This is a genomic window from Kitasatospora sp. NPDC057595 (assembly GCF_042800875.1).
GTDB lineage: Bacteria > Actinomycetota > Actinomycetes > Streptomycetales > Streptomycetaceae > Kitasatospora.
This window is the reverse complement of the sequence record NZ_JBHVGL010000009.1, coordinates 126,388-141,659: the sequence shown is the minus strand read 5'-3', so window position 1 is coordinate 141,659 and position 15,272 is coordinate 126,388. Positions and strand designations below refer to the sequence as shown.

Genomic DNA, 15,272 nt, shown 5'->3' with positions numbered 1-15,272 from the left:
GAGCGACAGCAGTCTGTCTCGGGGGACAATCTGATGAGCACACCGCCACATCCGTACGGACCACCACAGCCGTACGGCCCCGCGCCGGTCCCGCAGCCCTACGGCGCGCCCGTGCCCCAGCAGTACGGACCGCCCCAGGCGGCTCCCCCGTACCCGGCCCAGTCCCAGCCGTACCCGCCCCAGCCCTACCCGGCGCAGTACCCGGCCCAGCCCTACCCGGCCCAGCCGTACCCCCAGGCCCCCTACGGCCACCCCTCCCCGCACGGCTACCCGCCGGCCGCCCCGCTCCCGGCCGGCGCACCGGCCGCGAAGGGCCACGGCAAGGCCCGGCTGAAGGCGGCCGGCCTGGTCCTGGGCGTGATCACCCTGATCGTCGGCTACTTCGTCAGCGGCCCGAGCGTCAGCGGCGCCAAGGCCGGCGACTGCGTCCGGGCCGCCGGCTCGCGCGACGTCTCGGTGGTCAAGTGCACCGACAGCAAGGCGAACTACAAGGTGCTGGCCGCGTTCGAGTCCACCACCGACACCACCAAGTGCCGAAGCACCGCCGGCACCACCAGCACCGTCTCGGGCAAGAGCGGCCGCCGCTGGAACAAGAAGCGGTACGTGCTCTGCCTCGGCCCGCTCACCGGCGTCCCGCCGGTCAAGAAGTCCTGACCGCCCGCCACCCGACCTTCCTTCCGGGGGATCCCCTTGTCCGTTCCGCCGCCGCCCCAGATGCCGTACGGCTCGACGCCGCCCGCCGACGGCGCCAACCCGTACGCCACCGGGAACCCGTACGCCGGCGCCCCGGCCCCGCAGCCGCCGGCCGCCCCCGCGCCGGCCGGCTACGGCTACCCCGCCGCCCCGCCACCGGCCGCGCCGCCCGGCTACGGCGTGCCCCACCAGGCCCCGCCCGGCGGCTACGCCTATCCGCCGCAGGCCGCGGGCTACCCGCCGCAGGCCGGGGGCTATCCGGCGCCGGCCGGCTACGCCCACCCGGGCGGACCGGTCTGCCGGTTCTGCGGCGGCTTCCCGGCCGTCGACACCACCGTCCGGGGGCACCAGGGCATCATCATCATCATGCGGTTCCTGAAGCAGCCGGGACCGTACTGCCGCACCTGCGGCACCGCGATGGTCCGCGACATGTCGGCCCGCACCCTGGTCCAGGGCTGGTGGGGCTACCTCTCCGGGATCTTCACCGTGGTCACCCTGCTGCGGAACCTCGCCGCCCACAACCGGATCAAGGAGCTGCCGCCGCCCGCGCCCGGCACCCACGGACCGCAGCTCGACCCGGGCGTGCCGCTCACCCGGCGCCCGCACATCTTCATGCTGCTGCTGCCGGTGCTCGGAATCGGCTCGACGATCGTCCTGATCGCGACCGGCGCGTTCCTCGGCGCCCGGCACGACGACGACCCGTACCGGCCGCTGGTGCTGCCCACGCCGACCACGGTGACCGTCCCGGCGCCGACCTTCTCGCCGAACCACGCGCCGAGCCCCTCGGTGCCGCCGGTGCCGGTGCCGACGATCACCCTGCCGACCCCGTCGGCCGGTTCCAAGGTGCCCAGCGACATCGACTTCGCCAAGGCCGGCGACTGCCTGCGCAACGAGAACGGCACCTCGGCCACCCACGACGCCAACCCGCGGATCACCATGCTGCCGTGCTCCGACACCCGGGCCCAGTACAAGGTGCTCAAGAAGGTCTACGCGACCAGCGACAACGAGAAGGCCTGCGACGACGTCACCGGCACCGAGAGCACCTACACCCGTGAGTCCAGCACCGAGGCGCTCAGCTTCGTCCTCTGCCTGAAGAAGCTCTGAGCCCCTGGCAAGCGGCGGGGGCGGCCCCGGGAGGAACCCGGGACCGCCCCCGCCGACCGCTCCGCGGCCCGGGACACGGCCTACTGCTGGGCGTCCCACCAGGAGCGCAGCGCGGCCACCGCGGCCTCGTGCTCCAGCGGGCCGTGCTCCAGCCGCAGCTCCAGCATGTGCTTGTACGCCTTGCCGACCATCGGGCCGGGCTTGAGGCCGAGCAGCTCCATGATCTGGTTGCCGTCCAGCGCCGGGCGGACGGCGTCCAGCTCCTCCTGCGCCTTGAGCTCGCCGATCCGCACCTCCAGTCCGTCGTAGGTGCGGGAGAGCGCGGCGGCCTTCTTCTTGTTCCGGGTGGTGCAGTCCGAGCGGGTCAGCTTGTGCAGCCGCTCCAGCAGCGGTCCGGCGTCGGTGACGTAGCGGCGCACCGCCGAGTCGGTCCACTCGCCGCCGCCGTAGCCGTGGAAGCGCAGGTGCAGCTCCACCAGGCGCGAGACGTCCTCGGTGAGCTCCTTCGAGTACTTCAGGTCACGCATCCGCTTGCGGGTCATCTTGGCGCCGACCACCTCGTGGTGGTGGAAGGAGACCCGGCCGTCCGACTCGAAGCGGCGGGTGCGCGGCTTGCCGATGTCGTGCAGCAGCGCGGCCAGCCGCAGGGTGAGGTCCGGGCCGTCCTGCTCCAGGTCGACGGCCTGCTCCAGGACGGTCAGCGAGTGCTCGTAGACGTCCTTGTGCCGGTGGTGCTCGTCGCGCTCCAGCTGCAGCGCGGGCAGCTCGGGCAGCACGTGGCCGGCCAGGCCGGTGTCGACCAGCAGCCGCAGGCCCTTGACCGGGTGCTTGGCCAGCAGCAGCTTGTTGAGCTCGGCCTGGACCCGCTCGGCGGAGACGATGGCGATCCGGTCGGCCATCGCGGTCATCGCGGCGACCACGTCGGGGGCCGGGTCGAAGTCCAGCTGGGCGGCGAACCGGGCGGCCCGCATCATCCGCAGCGGGTCGTCGGAGAAGGACTCCTCGGGCGTGGCGGGGGTGCGCAGCACCCGGGCCTCCAGGTCCTCCAGGCCGTGGTGCGGGTCGACGAAGCCGCGGCCGGGCAGGTCGACGGCCATCGCGTTGACCGTGAAGTCGCGGCGGACCAGGTCCTCCCCGATGGTGTCGCCGTAGGTCACCTCGGGCTTGCGGGAGGTGCGGTCGTACGCCTCGGAGCGGTAGGTGGTGATCTCGATCAGGAAGGAGCCCTGCGGGGTGTCCTTGCGCGCGCCGACCGTGCCGAAGGCGATGCCGACGTCCCAGACCGCGTCGGCCCAGCCGCGGACGAGCTTGAGCACCTGCTCGGGGCGGGCGTCGGTGGTGAAGTCCAGGTCGTTGCCGAGCCGGCCCAGCAGGGCGTCCCGGACCGAGCCGCCGACCAGCGCGAGCCGGTGACCGGCCGCCTGGAACCGGCGGGCGATCTCGTCGGCGACCGGGGACACCCGCAGCAGTTCCTGCAGCCCCAGGGTCTGGGCCTCGCTCAGGCCGGGGACGACCTGGACGGCGGAACTGGAATGATGGGCGCCGGTCGGGTGGGCGGTGGGCTCATTGGCAGTGGACACGGCTCACAAGGGTACGTGGCCCGGCGGCCCGGCCGCCCGCGCGTTTCCACCCGCTCACTCCCCGGCCCGCAACACCGCCCCCCTCACCACATCGTTACCATGCCGGTGGAACGAGTCCGGGGCACCGACGGCGGGCCGCGGTGCCGTGCGCCGTCATGGCCGCCCGGGCGACGGGCGACCACGTTTTCTTCACGGCTGATCCTCACGGCATCCACCACCGCCGGCGGAACATCCGCAGCAGCACGGCACCAGCAGCAGCGATCGAGAACGGCGAGGGCGAACCCGTGAGCGAGGGCGGACCGCGTGAGTGAGCCGGCACGGCACCCGGAACAGCGGGTGGACGACCGCCCCCGGCGGATCCTGCGACGAGCAGCCCGACGGCTGGCCGGTGCCCTCGGCGCCGCGCTGGTGCTCGGTACGGCGCTGCCCGGCCTCCCGGCCGCCGCGGCGGCCCCGGTCGCCGCGGCCGGCGGATCGGCCCAGGTGTCCGAGTCGACGGTCAGCGCCGAGTACCCGGTGACGATGACCATCGAGTCGGTGAACAAGCCGGTGGCCGTCCCCAACGGCATCGTGACCATCTCCGGGCACGTCACCAACGGCGGGAAGTCCGTCCTCAAGTCCGCGCACGCGACGGTCCGCAAGCCCTGGGCGGGCAAGCCGCTCACCACCCGCAGCGAGCTCGCCGGGGTGGTGAGCCGGACCACCCCGCAGGGATCGGACGGCATCTCGCTGGACAGCCCGCAGTACGCGCTGAACGAGCTCGGCCCCGGCCAGAGCCAGCCGTACACGCTGAGCGTGGCCGTCTCCGACCTCCAGCTCACCACCGAGGGCGTGTACGAGCTGGCGGTGGACGTCTGGGGCTCGACCACCGACAACCCGCGCGACCGCCCGCTGGGCATCAGCCGCACCTTCCTGCCCTACAACCCGACCCCGGCCGAGGCGCAGCCGTCCAAGGTCACCACCATCTGGCCGCTGGTGCACGCTCCCGTGCTGGCCGCGCAGACCCTCTCCGACAACGACCAGACCGTCCCGGTGCTGCGGGACGACAGCCTGGCCGCCGAGTTCGCGCCCGGCGGCCGGCTGAACGCGCTGGTCGAGACGGGCTCCACGATGACCGGGCTGACCTGGGTGGTCGACCCGGACCTGCTGGACACCGCGTTCGCGATGACCAAGGACTACCGGGTGCAGAAGCCCGGCACCGAGGGCAACGCGGCCAAGGACGACAACACGGTCCGCGGCACCGGCACCGCCGCCGCCACGGCCTGGCTGGAGAAGCTGCGGGCCGCCGTCGCCAAGCCCGGCACCCAGGTGGTGGCGCTGCCCTACGCCGATCCGGACCTCGCCTCGATCGCGCACAACGCCGCCGAGCTGGAGGGCATCGACGCCGCGCTCGGCAAGGCCGCCACCGCCGGCCGGCTGACCGTCGAGGGCCGGCTCTCGGTGGACACCCGGGCCGACGTCGCCTGGCCCTACCGGGGCTACCTGGACCAGCGGATCGCCTCGGTCGCCCAGCGCGCCGGCGCCGGCCTGGTGCTGGTGAACGGCGCGAGCATGCCCGAGTCGGACGCGCTGAAGTACACCCCCGCGGCCACCCGGCCGATCGGCAACGGGCAGACCGCGGTGGTCGCCGACCAGCTGGTCTCCTCGCTGTTCGAGGAGGACCTGGCGACCCCGCAGAACCAGACCCTGGCGATGCAGCGGTTCCTCGCCGAGACCTTCGTGATCTCCCGGCAGGAGCCGCAGAACCCGCGCGGCCTGCTCGTCATGCCGCCGCGCGAGCTCACCGCCGGCACCGCCAAGGTGCTGGCCAACGCCCTCCAGGCGGCCCAGGACGGCAAGTGGCTGGAGCCGGCGAAGCTGGACGCGCTCGCCGGGGCGACGCCCGACCCCAAGGCCAACACCACCGTCCCGACGCCCGCCGACTACCCGGCCCGGATCCGCGACTCCGAGCTGTCCGCCGCCGACCTGACCACCACGACCGGGATCCAGTCCGACCTGGACACGCTGATGCGGGTGCTGACCCTGCCGCAGCGGGTGCGCGGGCCGTTCAGCGCGGCCATGGTCCGCTCGCTGTCGACCGAGTGGCGCGCCGACGCCCCGGCCGGCACCGTCTACCGCGCCGGCGTGAAGCACTACCTCAAGGAACTCACCGAAGCGGTGAAGGTGCCGCCGAAGCGCGTCATCACCTTCGCCGGGGACACCGGTGTGCTCCAGGTCAGCGTCCGCAACGACCTCACCCAGACGGTCACCAACCTCAAGCTGGTGCTGACCCCGGGCCAGCCCAACCGGCTCCGGGTCGAGATGCCGGCGGAGGAACTGGTGCTGCCCGCCTCGCAGAGCGTCACCCTGCGGTTCCCGGCCGAGGCGAAGAACAACGGGCCGGTGAGCATGACCGCCCAGCTGTACACCACCGGGCCCGACCCGAAGCCGTACGGCGAGCCGGTGGTCTTCCGGGTCGACGTCACCTCGGTCACCAACGGCGTGCTGTACGTCTTCGGCGGCGGCGCGGTGCTGCTCCTGCTCGCGGCCGTGCGGTTCCTGCGCCAGCGCAAGCGCCGGGTGGCGCACGACGACGAGGGCGACGCGCCGCTCGCCCCGGCGGACGGACCGGACGGCGGATCGGGCGAAGGACCGGCCGGAGGACCGGGCGACGGCCCCGGGAACGGACCGGACGAGGACCCGGCGGACGGGCCGGAGAACGGGCCGGAGCGCGACGACGGCCCCGGCGCCGCCACGGACCGGGCCGGCCCGGCCGCTCGGACACCGCACCACGGCAGCGCGGATGGCCGGGATCGGGCCACCAGTGATGAGAAGGTTGGTCCTTGACACCGCCGATACCGCCCGACCCCGGGGCGGCCTCCCCCACGACAGCGAAGAGGTGACATGACCGGGCGCAGCGAGGAGCGGCCTCCGGGCCGCGGAGAGGTCCGTCCGGGCGCCGAGTCGCCGTCCGGCGACTGGTACGTGGCCGACACCTACGCCCAGGACCCGTACGCGGCCGACGCGTACCAGGGCGGTCCTGGCGAGCAGGACCCGTACGGCCTGCGGGCCGCCCGGCCCGCCGCGCCGCAGCAGCCGGCGGCCGCGTACGACGTGCCGCCGCAGCTACCGCCGCACGGCGGTGACTACCCGGCGCCGGTGCCGCCGACGCCGTTCTCCCCGCCGGTGCCGCCGGTGCAGCCCGGCTGGGACACCCCGGCGCCGGCCGGCTGGCGCGACGGGCATCCGCGGGACGCCGCCCCGGCGGGTCCGGCCGCTCCCGCGGGTCCGGGTGCGCCGGGTGCTCCGGCCCCCGGCTGGGGCGGTGAGCCGCAGTGGCAGCCCGGACCGGCGCACTCCGCCTGGGACTCCGAGTCGACCGAGTACGTCGGCGTGGACGCGCTGTTCGGCGGGAACCAGGTGACCGCCGAGGCGCCCCGCCCGCCGGCCCAGCAGTCCCCCGCCCAGCAGCCGGCGGCCCCCCAGCCGCCCGCCGCGCCGGTCCCGCCCGCCCCGCCCGCGCCGTTCCCCCCGGCCGGCGCGTACCCGGGGCAGCACGGACCGCAGCACGGACCGCAGGCCCCGTACGGACCCGGCCCCGGCGGCCACCCCGGCGGCCACGGTCCGGACGGGCACCGCCCCTTCGTCCCGCCGATCGAGTTCGACCCGCCGCTCGCCGAGGACGAGGCCACCATGCAGGTGGCCGCGGTGCAGCTGCCGCCCGCGGTGGAGCCGCTCGCCGACCTCGCGGCCGAGGAGCAGTCCGCCCCCGCCGCCCCCCTGGACGACGCCGGGAAGACCTCCGGCGGCGGCAAGGTCGCCTCGCTGCTGAACTCCAGTGCGATCATGGCGGCCGGCACCCTGGTCTCCCGGGGCACCGGCTTCCTGCGCACCATGGTGATCGCCGGCGCGATCGGCATCGCCGTGATGGGTGACTCCTACAACGCGGCCAACACCCTGCCGACCCTGCTCTACATCCTGATCGGCGGCGGCGCGCTGAACGCCGTCTTCGTGCCGCAGCTGGTCCGCAGCATGAAGAACGACGCGGACGGCGGCACCGCCTACGCCAACCGGCTGCTCACCCTGGTGATGGTCGGCCTGGCCGGCGTGGTCTTCCTGGCCGTGCTCGGGGCACCGGTGCTCGTCCAGCTGATCGCCCACTCGATGATGGAGGACCCGGCCCGCGCGGACACCACCGTGGCCCTGGCCCGGTACTGCCTGCCGACCATCTTCTTCATGGGCATCCACGTGGTGATGGGCCAGATCCTCAACGCCCGCGGCCGGTTCGGCGCGATGATGTGGACGCCGGTCCTCAACAACATCGTGGTGATCTTCACCTTCAGTGCCTACATCTGGGTCTACGGCGGCTTCGACGGCACCCACGTCACCCCGGAGACCATCACCCCCGAGGGTGTCCGACTGCTCGGCATCGGCACCCTGGTGGGCCTCGCGGTGCAGTCGCTGGCGATGATCCCCTACCTGCGGGCGGCCGGCTTCTCCTTCCGCCCGCGCTTCGACTGGCGCGGCCACGGTCTGGGCAAGGCGGCCCGGCTGGCCAAGTGGACGTTCTTCTTCGTGCTCGCCAACCAGGCCGGCTTCCTGGTCATCACCCAGCTGGCCACCGCCGCCGGCAGTGACGCCGAGGCGGGCGGCCACGGCGGCGTCGGCCTCGCGGCCTTCTCCAACGCCCTGCTGATCTGGCAGCTCCCGCAGGCCGTCATCACCGTCTCGATCATGAGCGCGGTGCTGCCCCGGCTGTCCCGCGCGGCCGCCGACGAGGACGCCGGCGCCGTGCGCGACGACCTCTCCTACGGGCTGCGCACCACGGCCGTCGCGGTCGTCCCGGCGGCGTTCCTCTTCCTCTCGCTCGGCCCGGCCATCGGCCAGGCCATCTACGCGGTGGGCGGCGGCGACACCGCCCTGGACAACGCCCGCAACGTGGGCCTGATGCTCTCCGCCTTCGCCCTGGGCCTGATCCCCTACTCGGCGCAGTACGTGATGCTCCGCGGCTTCTACGCCTACGAGGACACCCGCACGCCGTTCTCCAACACCGTCTGGGTGGCGGCCTGCCAGGCCGGCTTCTCGCTGCTCTGCTGGGTGCTGCTGCCCGCCGAGTGGACGGTCACCGGAATGGCGCTCGGCTACGGCCTCGCCTACGCCGTCGGGGTGACGGTCGCGGTGCCCAAGCTGAAGAAGAAGATCGGCGGCCTGGACACCAAGCGGATCGGCAAGACCTACTCCCGGCTCGCCACGGCCTCCGTCCCGGCGGCCCTGGTGGGGCTGGGCGCGAGCCTCGCGATCACCCGGGTGGTCGGTGGCTGGGCCGGGGCCGTGCTGACCGTCGTGCTGGCCGGCGGCCTCCAGCTGGCCGTCTTCGTGCTCATCGCCAAGCGGCTGCGGATCGAGGAGCTGAACGCCATGCTGGGTATGGTGCGCGGCCGACTGGGCCGCTGACCCGGCATCGGGCCGCCGCGCTCCCCGGACCGTCCCGGGCCGGCGCCCGGCGGCCCGATGCCGATCTGCATCACATCTCTCCACCAACAGGCAACCGCGCAGACCTTTCGGCGGTCGTACCCGGTGGAGAACAGTGGGCACAATTGTCCTGGAGCACCGGGGCCACCGGCCGAAGCGCTCCGCACGACTCTCTCTCAGGCCCGGGGCGACACAAGGGGAGGCTGGACCACGGTGGCTGATGGCACCAAGGCGGTCGTCGACACGTCAGCAGCTGACGGCGCGGCGGACGAGGCCGCGCTGGCCGCGGCGATCGACGAACTCGCCGACGGCACGGCCCGGGCCACCGCGGCCGGCTCCTCGACCGACGAGCGCTCCGCCAAGAGCGCCGGGAAGGCCTCCACGGGCGCCGGGAAGACGGCGGCCACCGGGAAGGCACCGGTCTCCGCGAAGGGCGCGTCCGGAGGCGAACCCGCCGACGAGCACGACACGGACGCCGACGCCGGTACCGCCGACGCCGAGGAGCCCGCCGAGGACGGCGGACCGGCCTCCGAGGCCCCGGCCGTCGCCGAGGAGACCTCGGAGATCACCGCCCCGCTCTCGGCCACCGAGATCGCCGCCGAACTGGCCGCCGGTGACGCCGCCCGCCGGGCCGCCGAATCCGCCGGGTCCGCCAGGTCCACCGACCGCCCCGCCGCCAAGCGCCCGCCCCGGGACCCGCAGCCCACCCACGACCCCCGGGACACCGCCACCCTCCCGCAGACCCTGCCCGCCCCGCTGCGGCACAGCGGCGACCTCATCGGCCACCGCTACCGGCTGGAGGAGTGCATCTCCTCCACCGAGACCTTCAGCAGCTGGCGCGCGGTCGACGAGAAGCTGCGCCGCGCCGTCGGCGTCCACCTGATGGCCGCCGGCCACCAGCGCGCCCGCAAGGTGCTGGCCGCCGCCAAGTCCGCCGCCCTGCTCGGCGACCCGCGCTTCGTCCAGGTCCTGGACGCCGTCCAAGAGGGCGAGCTGGTCTACGTCGTGCGCGAGTGGCTGCCGCACGCCTCCGACCTCGCCAAGCTGCTCGCCGACGGCCCGATGGAGCCGCACGAGGCCTACCAGATGGTCCGCCAGGTCACCGACGCGGTGGCCGCCGCCCACCGGCGCGGCCAGGCCCACCTGCGGCTCACCCCGCGCTGCGTGCTGCGCACCGACAGCGGTCAGTACCGGATCAACGGCATCGCGGTGGACGCCGCCCTGCGCGGCCTGCCCACCGAGGACACCGAGGACGCCGAGCGCTCCGACACCCGGGCCATCGGCGCCCTGCTGTTCGCCGCGCTCACCCACCGCTGGCCCTACCCCGAGGACCGCTACGACCTCCAGGGCCTGCCCAGGAACATCGGCGAGGTCGCGCCCGACCAGGTCCGGGCCGGGGTCCACAAGGGCCTGTCCGAGCTGGCCGCCCGGGCCCTGCTCGACCACCCGCCGCACCACGCCGAGCCGATCACCACCCCCGAGGCCCTCGCCCGGGCGATCGCGCTGATGCCGCGGATCCGCCAGCCCGAGCCCGAGCTGCCGGTCTTCACCAACCCGCCGCGGCACAACACCCACGCCCTGCCGACCGCGCCCAACCCGACCCGGGTGGTCGCCGCCCCCGGCACCGCGCCCGCCCCGGTGGCGGCCCCGGTGCGGCGCGCCGGACGGCGGCTGCGCCGGGTGGTCAAGGTGACCGCCTGGACGGTCGCCCTCGGCGCCATCGGCGTGGCCTCCTGGCAGCTGGTGGACAGCATGCGCCCGGGGAGCACCGCCGCCGCGGTCCCCCAGCCCAGCAGCACCACCGCCACCCCCAGCGCCCACGCGGCGACCCACGACCCGGTGCCGATCGCGGTCAAGGAGGCGATCTCCTTCAACCCGCTGGGCGACGGCCCGGAAGGCTCCTCCAGCCTGCCCAAGGCGATCGACGGGGACCCGAGCACCGAGTGGATCACCAACTGGTACAACGACCCCTTCCCGAGGACGAAGGAAGGCACCGGGCTGCTGCTCGACCTCGGCTCGGCGCAGCCGGTCTCCAAGGTGGCCCTCAAGTTCGGCACCCCCACCACGGCCGAGCTCCGGGTCCCGGGCAAGAACGTCGCCAACCCGCCGACGGCGCGGCCGGGCGACTTCACGGTCCTCGGCAAGCAGGCCGGCACCACCATCGAGTACGAGCTGGACGAGCCGGTCACCACCCGCTACGTCCTGGTCTGGCTGACCAGCCTGTCCCAGAACCCGTCCGGCACCAAGGACGCGGGCAAGTACCAGGCCCACGTCCTGGACGCGAAGGTCTTCGGCTGACCCGCGGAGCGGAGCGGCGGCGCGGCACGAACGGCGAGGGGTGGACGTGGCGGAGGACGGACCGGGGCGCGACGACGACGCGGCGCTCCTCTCCCGGCACGTCGCGGGCGACCGGGAGGCCTTCGGCCTCCTGGTGAACCGCCACCGCGACCGGCTCTGGGCCGTCGCGCTGCGCACCCTCGGCGACCGCGAGGAGGCCGCCGACGCCCTGCAGGACGCCCTGGTCTCGGCCTTCCGCTCCGCCCGCACCTTCCAGGGCCGCTCGGCCGTCACCACCTGGCTGCACCGGATCGTGGTCAACGCCTGCCTCGACCGCGCCCGGCGCACCGCCACCCGCAGGACCAAGCCGCTCGACGACGACCCGCGGCGGCTGGACGCCCTGGTCGGCTCCGCCGAGCCGGCCGACTCCCCGGTGGTCCGCGCCGAGGTGCACCGCGAGGTGTCCGCCGCGCTCGCCGAGCTGCCCGCCGAGCAGCGGGCCGCGCTCGTCCTGGTCGACATGCAGGGCTACCCCGTCGCCGAGGCCGCCGCGCTGCTGGGAGTACCGGTCGGCACGGTGAAGAGCCGCTGCGCCCGGGGCCGCGCCCGGCTGCTGCCACTCGTCCGGCACCTGCGCGAGGAGCGCGCGGAAGAGCGCGCCGAGGACGGCGCCGGGTCGGGCGCCGCGGCCCGGGCCGCCGATGTTTCACGTGAAACAACGTCCGCCGCCCCCGGCGCCGGCCGCCCACCCGGGAACCCACCCGGGCCCCGTACCGTCACAGGGACAGTCCCGGACCCAGCCCGGCCGATTCTGGAAGGAGACGCGAGCACGCGATGACGGCGCCCCTCTCCTCCCCCGACCCCGCCGCGGACGCGCACCCCTCCGTCGACGAGCTGGCCGACCTCGCCGAGGACCTGCTCCCGCCCGCCGACACCGATGCGCTGCGCGGGCACCTGACCGGCTGCGCCGAGTGCCGGGAGACCCTGGCCGCGCTCGCCGAGGTGCGACTGCTGCTCGCCGAGGACGAGCCCCCGGCCATGCCGGCCGACGTCGCCGCCCGGATCGACGCCGCCCTCGTGGCCGCGGCGGCCCAGGACGCCGCTGTGCCCTCCCCGGCCTCTCCCCTGCCGGCCCCGCTGCCGGCCCCGCCGACCGCCCCGCCGGCCCGGCCCGCCGCCGCCACCGGACCGGGCCGGACCGCCCGCCCCCGGCGCCGCCGGACCCTGCTGCTCGGCTCGGCCGCCGCGCTGCTCGTCCTCGGCCTCGGCGGCGCCTTCCTGTCGCTCTCCGCCCACTCACCGAAGCACGACTCCACCGTCGCCGCCAACGCCGCCGCCCCGAGCACCTCGGCCGCCGCCAAGGCCGACCCGGCCCCCTACGGCACCGTCTACCGGGAGGAGCAGCTCACCGCACAGGTCCGGGAGCTGCTCGCCGAAACCGCCGGCGGCCGGCCCGTCCTGCCCGCCAAGCCCTCCATCGGCGCCGGCGCCGATGCCGGTTCCGCGAGCGGCTCCGACGTGAGCGCCGCCCCGCCCGCCGGGAGCGGCCAGGGCCTGTCCGGCGGCGGCCGCTCCGCACCGGCCTGCCCGCCGCCCAGCACCGCCGCCCTGCTGGCCACCGGCCGCGGCAGTTACGCCGGCACCCCCGCCGAGCTCCTCGTCTACGCCCTGCCCGGCCGTTCCGACCAGCTCGACGTCTACCTCCGCTCCGCCGACTGCGGGCTCCTGCTGCACCGCACCGTCCCGGCCGGCTGACCGATGGTTCCCGTGCGATCCATGCCGTCGGCCGCGCGACACTCCCAGAGTGCGGGCACCTGGTACTGATCCTCCTGGGAATGCGAGACACTGGTCAGTCGTTGTCCCGGGCGGCGGAGCAGGACCGCCCTCCCCGCAGCAAACGCGGGTCGCGATGCGAACCAGGAGATGCAGTGAGCGACGTCCGTAACGTGATCATCATCGGTTCCGGCCCGGCCGGCTACACGGCTGCGCTCTACACGGCCCGTGCCTCCCTCAATCCGCTGGTCTTCGAGGGTGCCGTCACCGCCGGTGGCGCGCTGATGAACACCACCGAGGTCGAGAACTTCCCGGGCTTCCGGGACGGCATCATGGGCCCGGAGCTGATGGACAACATGCGGGCGCAGGCCGAGCGCTTCGGTGCCGAGCTGATCCCGGACGACATCGTCGCCGTGGACCTCACCGGTGACGTCAAGACCGTCACCGACTCCGAGGGCAACGTCCACAAGGCCCGCGCCGTGATCGTCACCACCGGCTCCCAGCACCGCAAGCTGGGCCTGCCCAACGAGGACACGCTCTCCGGCCGCGGCGTCTCCTGGTGCGCCACCTGTGACGGCTTCTTCTTCCGCGACCAGGACATCGCGGTGGTCGGCGGCGGCGACACCGCCCTGGAGGAGGCGACCTTCCTCTCCCGCTTCGCCCGCAGCGTCAAGGTCATCCACCGCCGGGACACCCTGCGCGCCTCCAAGGCGATGCAGGAGCGCGCCTTCGCCGACGAGAAGATCAGCTTCGAGTGGGACAGCGCGGTCGAGGCCATCCACGGCGACCCCAAGCTGTCCGGTGTCACCCTGCGCGACACCACCACCGGCGAGACCCGTGAGCTCCCGGTCACCGGCCTGTTCATCGCCATCGGCCACGACCCGCGCACCGAGCTCTTCAAGGGCCAGCTGGACCTCGACGCCGAGGGCTACCTCAAGGTCGAGTCCCCCTCCACCCGCACCAACATCCCGGGTGTCTTCGCCGCCGGCGACGTCGTCGACCACACCTACCGCCAGGCCATCACCGCCTCCGGCACCGGCTGCTCCGCCGCCCTGGACGCCGAGCGCTACCTGGCCTCGCTGGCCGACCTGGAGGCCCAGGCCGCCACCGTCGCGGTCTGACCCCACCGACCCCACCGTCCGGGTGGGTGTGTTCCACGTGAAACACGCCCACCCCGCCGGGCCGAAACAGAACCGCCCCGCGCGGTGTTGTAGACCTGGCAGAGCCCCCCTCCCGTTTGACCCTTAGGAGTGACCGTGGCCGGCGCCACCACCACCGTGACCGACGCGACGTTCGATGCCGACGTCCTCAAGAGCGACAAGCCCGTCCTCGTCGACTTCTGGGCCGAATGGTGCGGCCCGTGCCGCCAGGTGGCCCCGGTCCTGGAGGAGATCGCGGCCGACGAGAAGGACAAGCTGACGATCGCCAAGCTGGACGTCGACGCCAACCAGCAGACCGCCGCGACGTACAACGTCATCTCCATCCCGACGCTGATCCTCTTCAAGAACGGCGAGCCGGTGAAGCAGATCACCGGTGCCCGTCCGAAGGCCGCGCTGCTGCGCGAGCTGGACGGCCTGATCTGAGGCCGCTCCCCAGGACGCCGCGAGGGCGGGACTCCCCACCGGGAGTCCCGCCCTCGTCCGTTGCCGGCCCTCGTCCGTTGCCGCGCTCGCCCGGAGAACCGTGCTCAGAACGGCCGCAGCGCCGGTTCCTTCCGCCCGCCGCCCAGCAGCCGCTCCAGCGCCCCCTCGACGTCCCCCCGCCAGGAGAGCGTGGTCCGCGCCTCCAGCCGGAGCCGCGGGTAGCGGTGGTGCGGGCGGACCGTCTTGAAGCCCACCGCCAGCAGGTGCTCGGCCGGCAGCACACAGCTGACCGGCCGGCGCCCCACCGCGCCGAAGGCCTCGATCGCCCGGAACCCCCGGCCCAGCAGGTCCTTGGCCACCGTCTGCACCAGCACCCGCCCGATCCCCTGCCGCTGGAAGCCCGGCAGCACCCGGCTGACCATCAGCTGAACGGCGTCCGAGGAGACCGGGCTGGTCGGGAAGGACTGCGCCCGCGGCACATACGCCGGCGGGGCGTAGAGCACGAAGCCGGCCGGCTGGTCGTCCACGTAGACCACCCGGCCGCAGGACCCCCATTCCAGCAGGACGGCGGAGATCCACCCCTCCTTCTCCAGCTCGGGCTTGCCGGACTCGACCGCCGCCCGGCCACTGACCGGGTCCAGCTCCCAGAACACACAGGAGCGGCAGGTCGACGGCAGATCCGCGAGGTTGTCCAGCGTCAGCGGAACGATCCGGCGTCCCATGCCCCGCACCTCCTCGTCCACTCCACAGTCGAGCATTCCCCCCGAACGCCGACGGGTGCATGTTCCACGTGAAACAGCGCTCACGCGGA

General features: G+C 74.2%; 11 protein-coding genes. 9 read left to right on the top strand and 2 right to left on the bottom strand.

Annotation, left to right across the window (positions count from 1 at the left end):
• Nucleotides 1-33 precede the first annotated feature (33 nt).
• On the top strand, nt 34-654 hold the full coding sequence (locus ACFU9E_RS16340; protein WP_380686380.1) for a hypothetical protein: 621 nt from the start codon (nt 34-36) through the stop codon (nt 652-654).
• Between the two features lie 36 nt (nt 655-690).
• Nucleotides 691-1,797: a hypothetical protein gene (locus ACFU9E_RS16335; protein ID WP_380686379.1), complete on the top strand. Its 1,107-nt coding sequence runs from the start codon at nt 691-693 to the stop codon at nt 1,795-1,797.
• Between the two features lie 80 nt (nt 1,798-1,877).
• On the opposite strand, the gene ACFU9E_RS16330 is transcribed toward ACFU9E_RS16335, so the two are convergent.
• On the bottom strand, nt 1,878-3,299 hold the full coding sequence (locus ACFU9E_RS16330) for a CCA tRNA nucleotidyltransferase (protein WP_380684538.1): 1,422 nt from the start codon (nt 3,297-3,299) through the stop codon (nt 1,878-1,880).
• A gap of 381 nt (nt 3,300-3,680) precedes the next feature.
• Here ACFU9E_RS16330 and ACFU9E_RS16325 point away from each other — a divergent pair, with 381 nt between their 5' ends.
• From ACFU9E_RS16325 to trxA, 7 genes are all read left to right on the top strand, one after another.
• Nucleotides 3,681-6,203 (top strand): DUF6049 family protein, encoded by a 2,523-nt coding sequence (locus ACFU9E_RS16325; RefSeq protein WP_380684537.1) that lies wholly within the window; start codon nt 3,681-3,683, stop codon nt 6,201-6,203.
• A gap of 57 nt (nt 6,204-6,260) precedes the next feature.
• Entirely contained in the window at nt 6,261-8,810 is a 2,550-nt protein-coding gene (gene murJ / locus ACFU9E_RS16320; protein ID WP_380684536.1) for a murein biosynthesis integral membrane protein MurJ, read from the top strand.
• Nucleotides 8,811-9,041: 231 nt separating this feature from the next.
• The gene (locus tag ACFU9E_RS16315; RefSeq protein ID WP_380684535.1) at nt 9,042-11,126 is read left to right on the top strand and encodes a serine/threonine protein kinase; all 2,085 of its coding nucleotides are present in this window, start codon (nt 9,042-9,044) and stop codon (nt 11,124-11,126) included.
• A 46-nt stretch (nt 11,127-11,172) separates the two neighbouring features.
• Complete coding sequence (gene sigM / locus ACFU9E_RS16310; RefSeq protein WP_380684534.1) at nt 11,173-11,943, top strand: RNA polymerase sigma factor SigM; 771 nt, start codon at nt 11,173-11,175, stop codon at nt 11,941-11,943.
• Complete coding sequence (locus ACFU9E_RS16305) at nt 11,940-12,860, top strand: hypothetical protein (protein ID WP_380684533.1); 921 nt, start codon at nt 11,940-11,942, stop codon at nt 12,858-12,860. The genes sigM and ACFU9E_RS16305 overlap by 4 nt, the downstream gene beginning before the upstream one ends.
• Before the next feature lie 173 nt (nt 12,861-13,033).
• A complete protein-coding gene (gene trxB / locus ACFU9E_RS16300) occupies nt 13,034-13,999 on the top strand; it encodes a thioredoxin-disulfide reductase (protein ID WP_355362515.1) in 966 nt (321 codons plus the stop codon).
• A 135-nt stretch (nt 14,000-14,134) separates the two neighbouring features.
• A complete protein-coding gene (gene trxA, locus ACFU9E_RS16295) occupies nt 14,135-14,461 on the top strand; it encodes a thioredoxin (RefSeq protein WP_380684532.1) in 327 nt (108 codons plus the stop codon).
• Between the two features lie 104 nt (nt 14,462-14,565).
• Here the strand turns inward: trxA and ACFU9E_RS16290 are convergent, their stop codons facing one another.
• A complete protein-coding gene (locus ACFU9E_RS16290; RefSeq protein ID WP_380689701.1) occupies nt 14,566-15,183 on the bottom strand; it encodes a GNAT family N-acetyltransferase in 618 nt (205 codons plus the stop codon).
• Nucleotides 15,184-15,272: the final 89 nt, after the last annotated feature.

What these genes read in the sequence shown, in the direction of transcription:
- ACFU9E_RS16290 (WP_380689701.1), bottom strand. Translation starts at nt 15,183, where the DNA reads ATGGGACGCCGGATCGTTCCGCTGACGCTGGACAACCTCGCGGATCTG.
- murJ (WP_380684536.1), top strand. Translation starts at nt 6,261, where the DNA reads ATGACCGGGCGCAGCGAGGAGCGGCCTCCGGGCCGCGGAGAGGTCCGT.
- ACFU9E_RS16340 (WP_380686380.1), top strand. Translation starts at nt 34, where the DNA reads ATGAGCACACCGCCACATCCGTACGGACCACCACAGCCGTACGGCCCC.
- ACFU9E_RS16305 (WP_380684533.1), top strand. Translation starts at nt 11,940, where the DNA reads ATGACGGCGCCCCTCTCCTCCCCCGACCCCGCCGCGGACGCGCACCCC.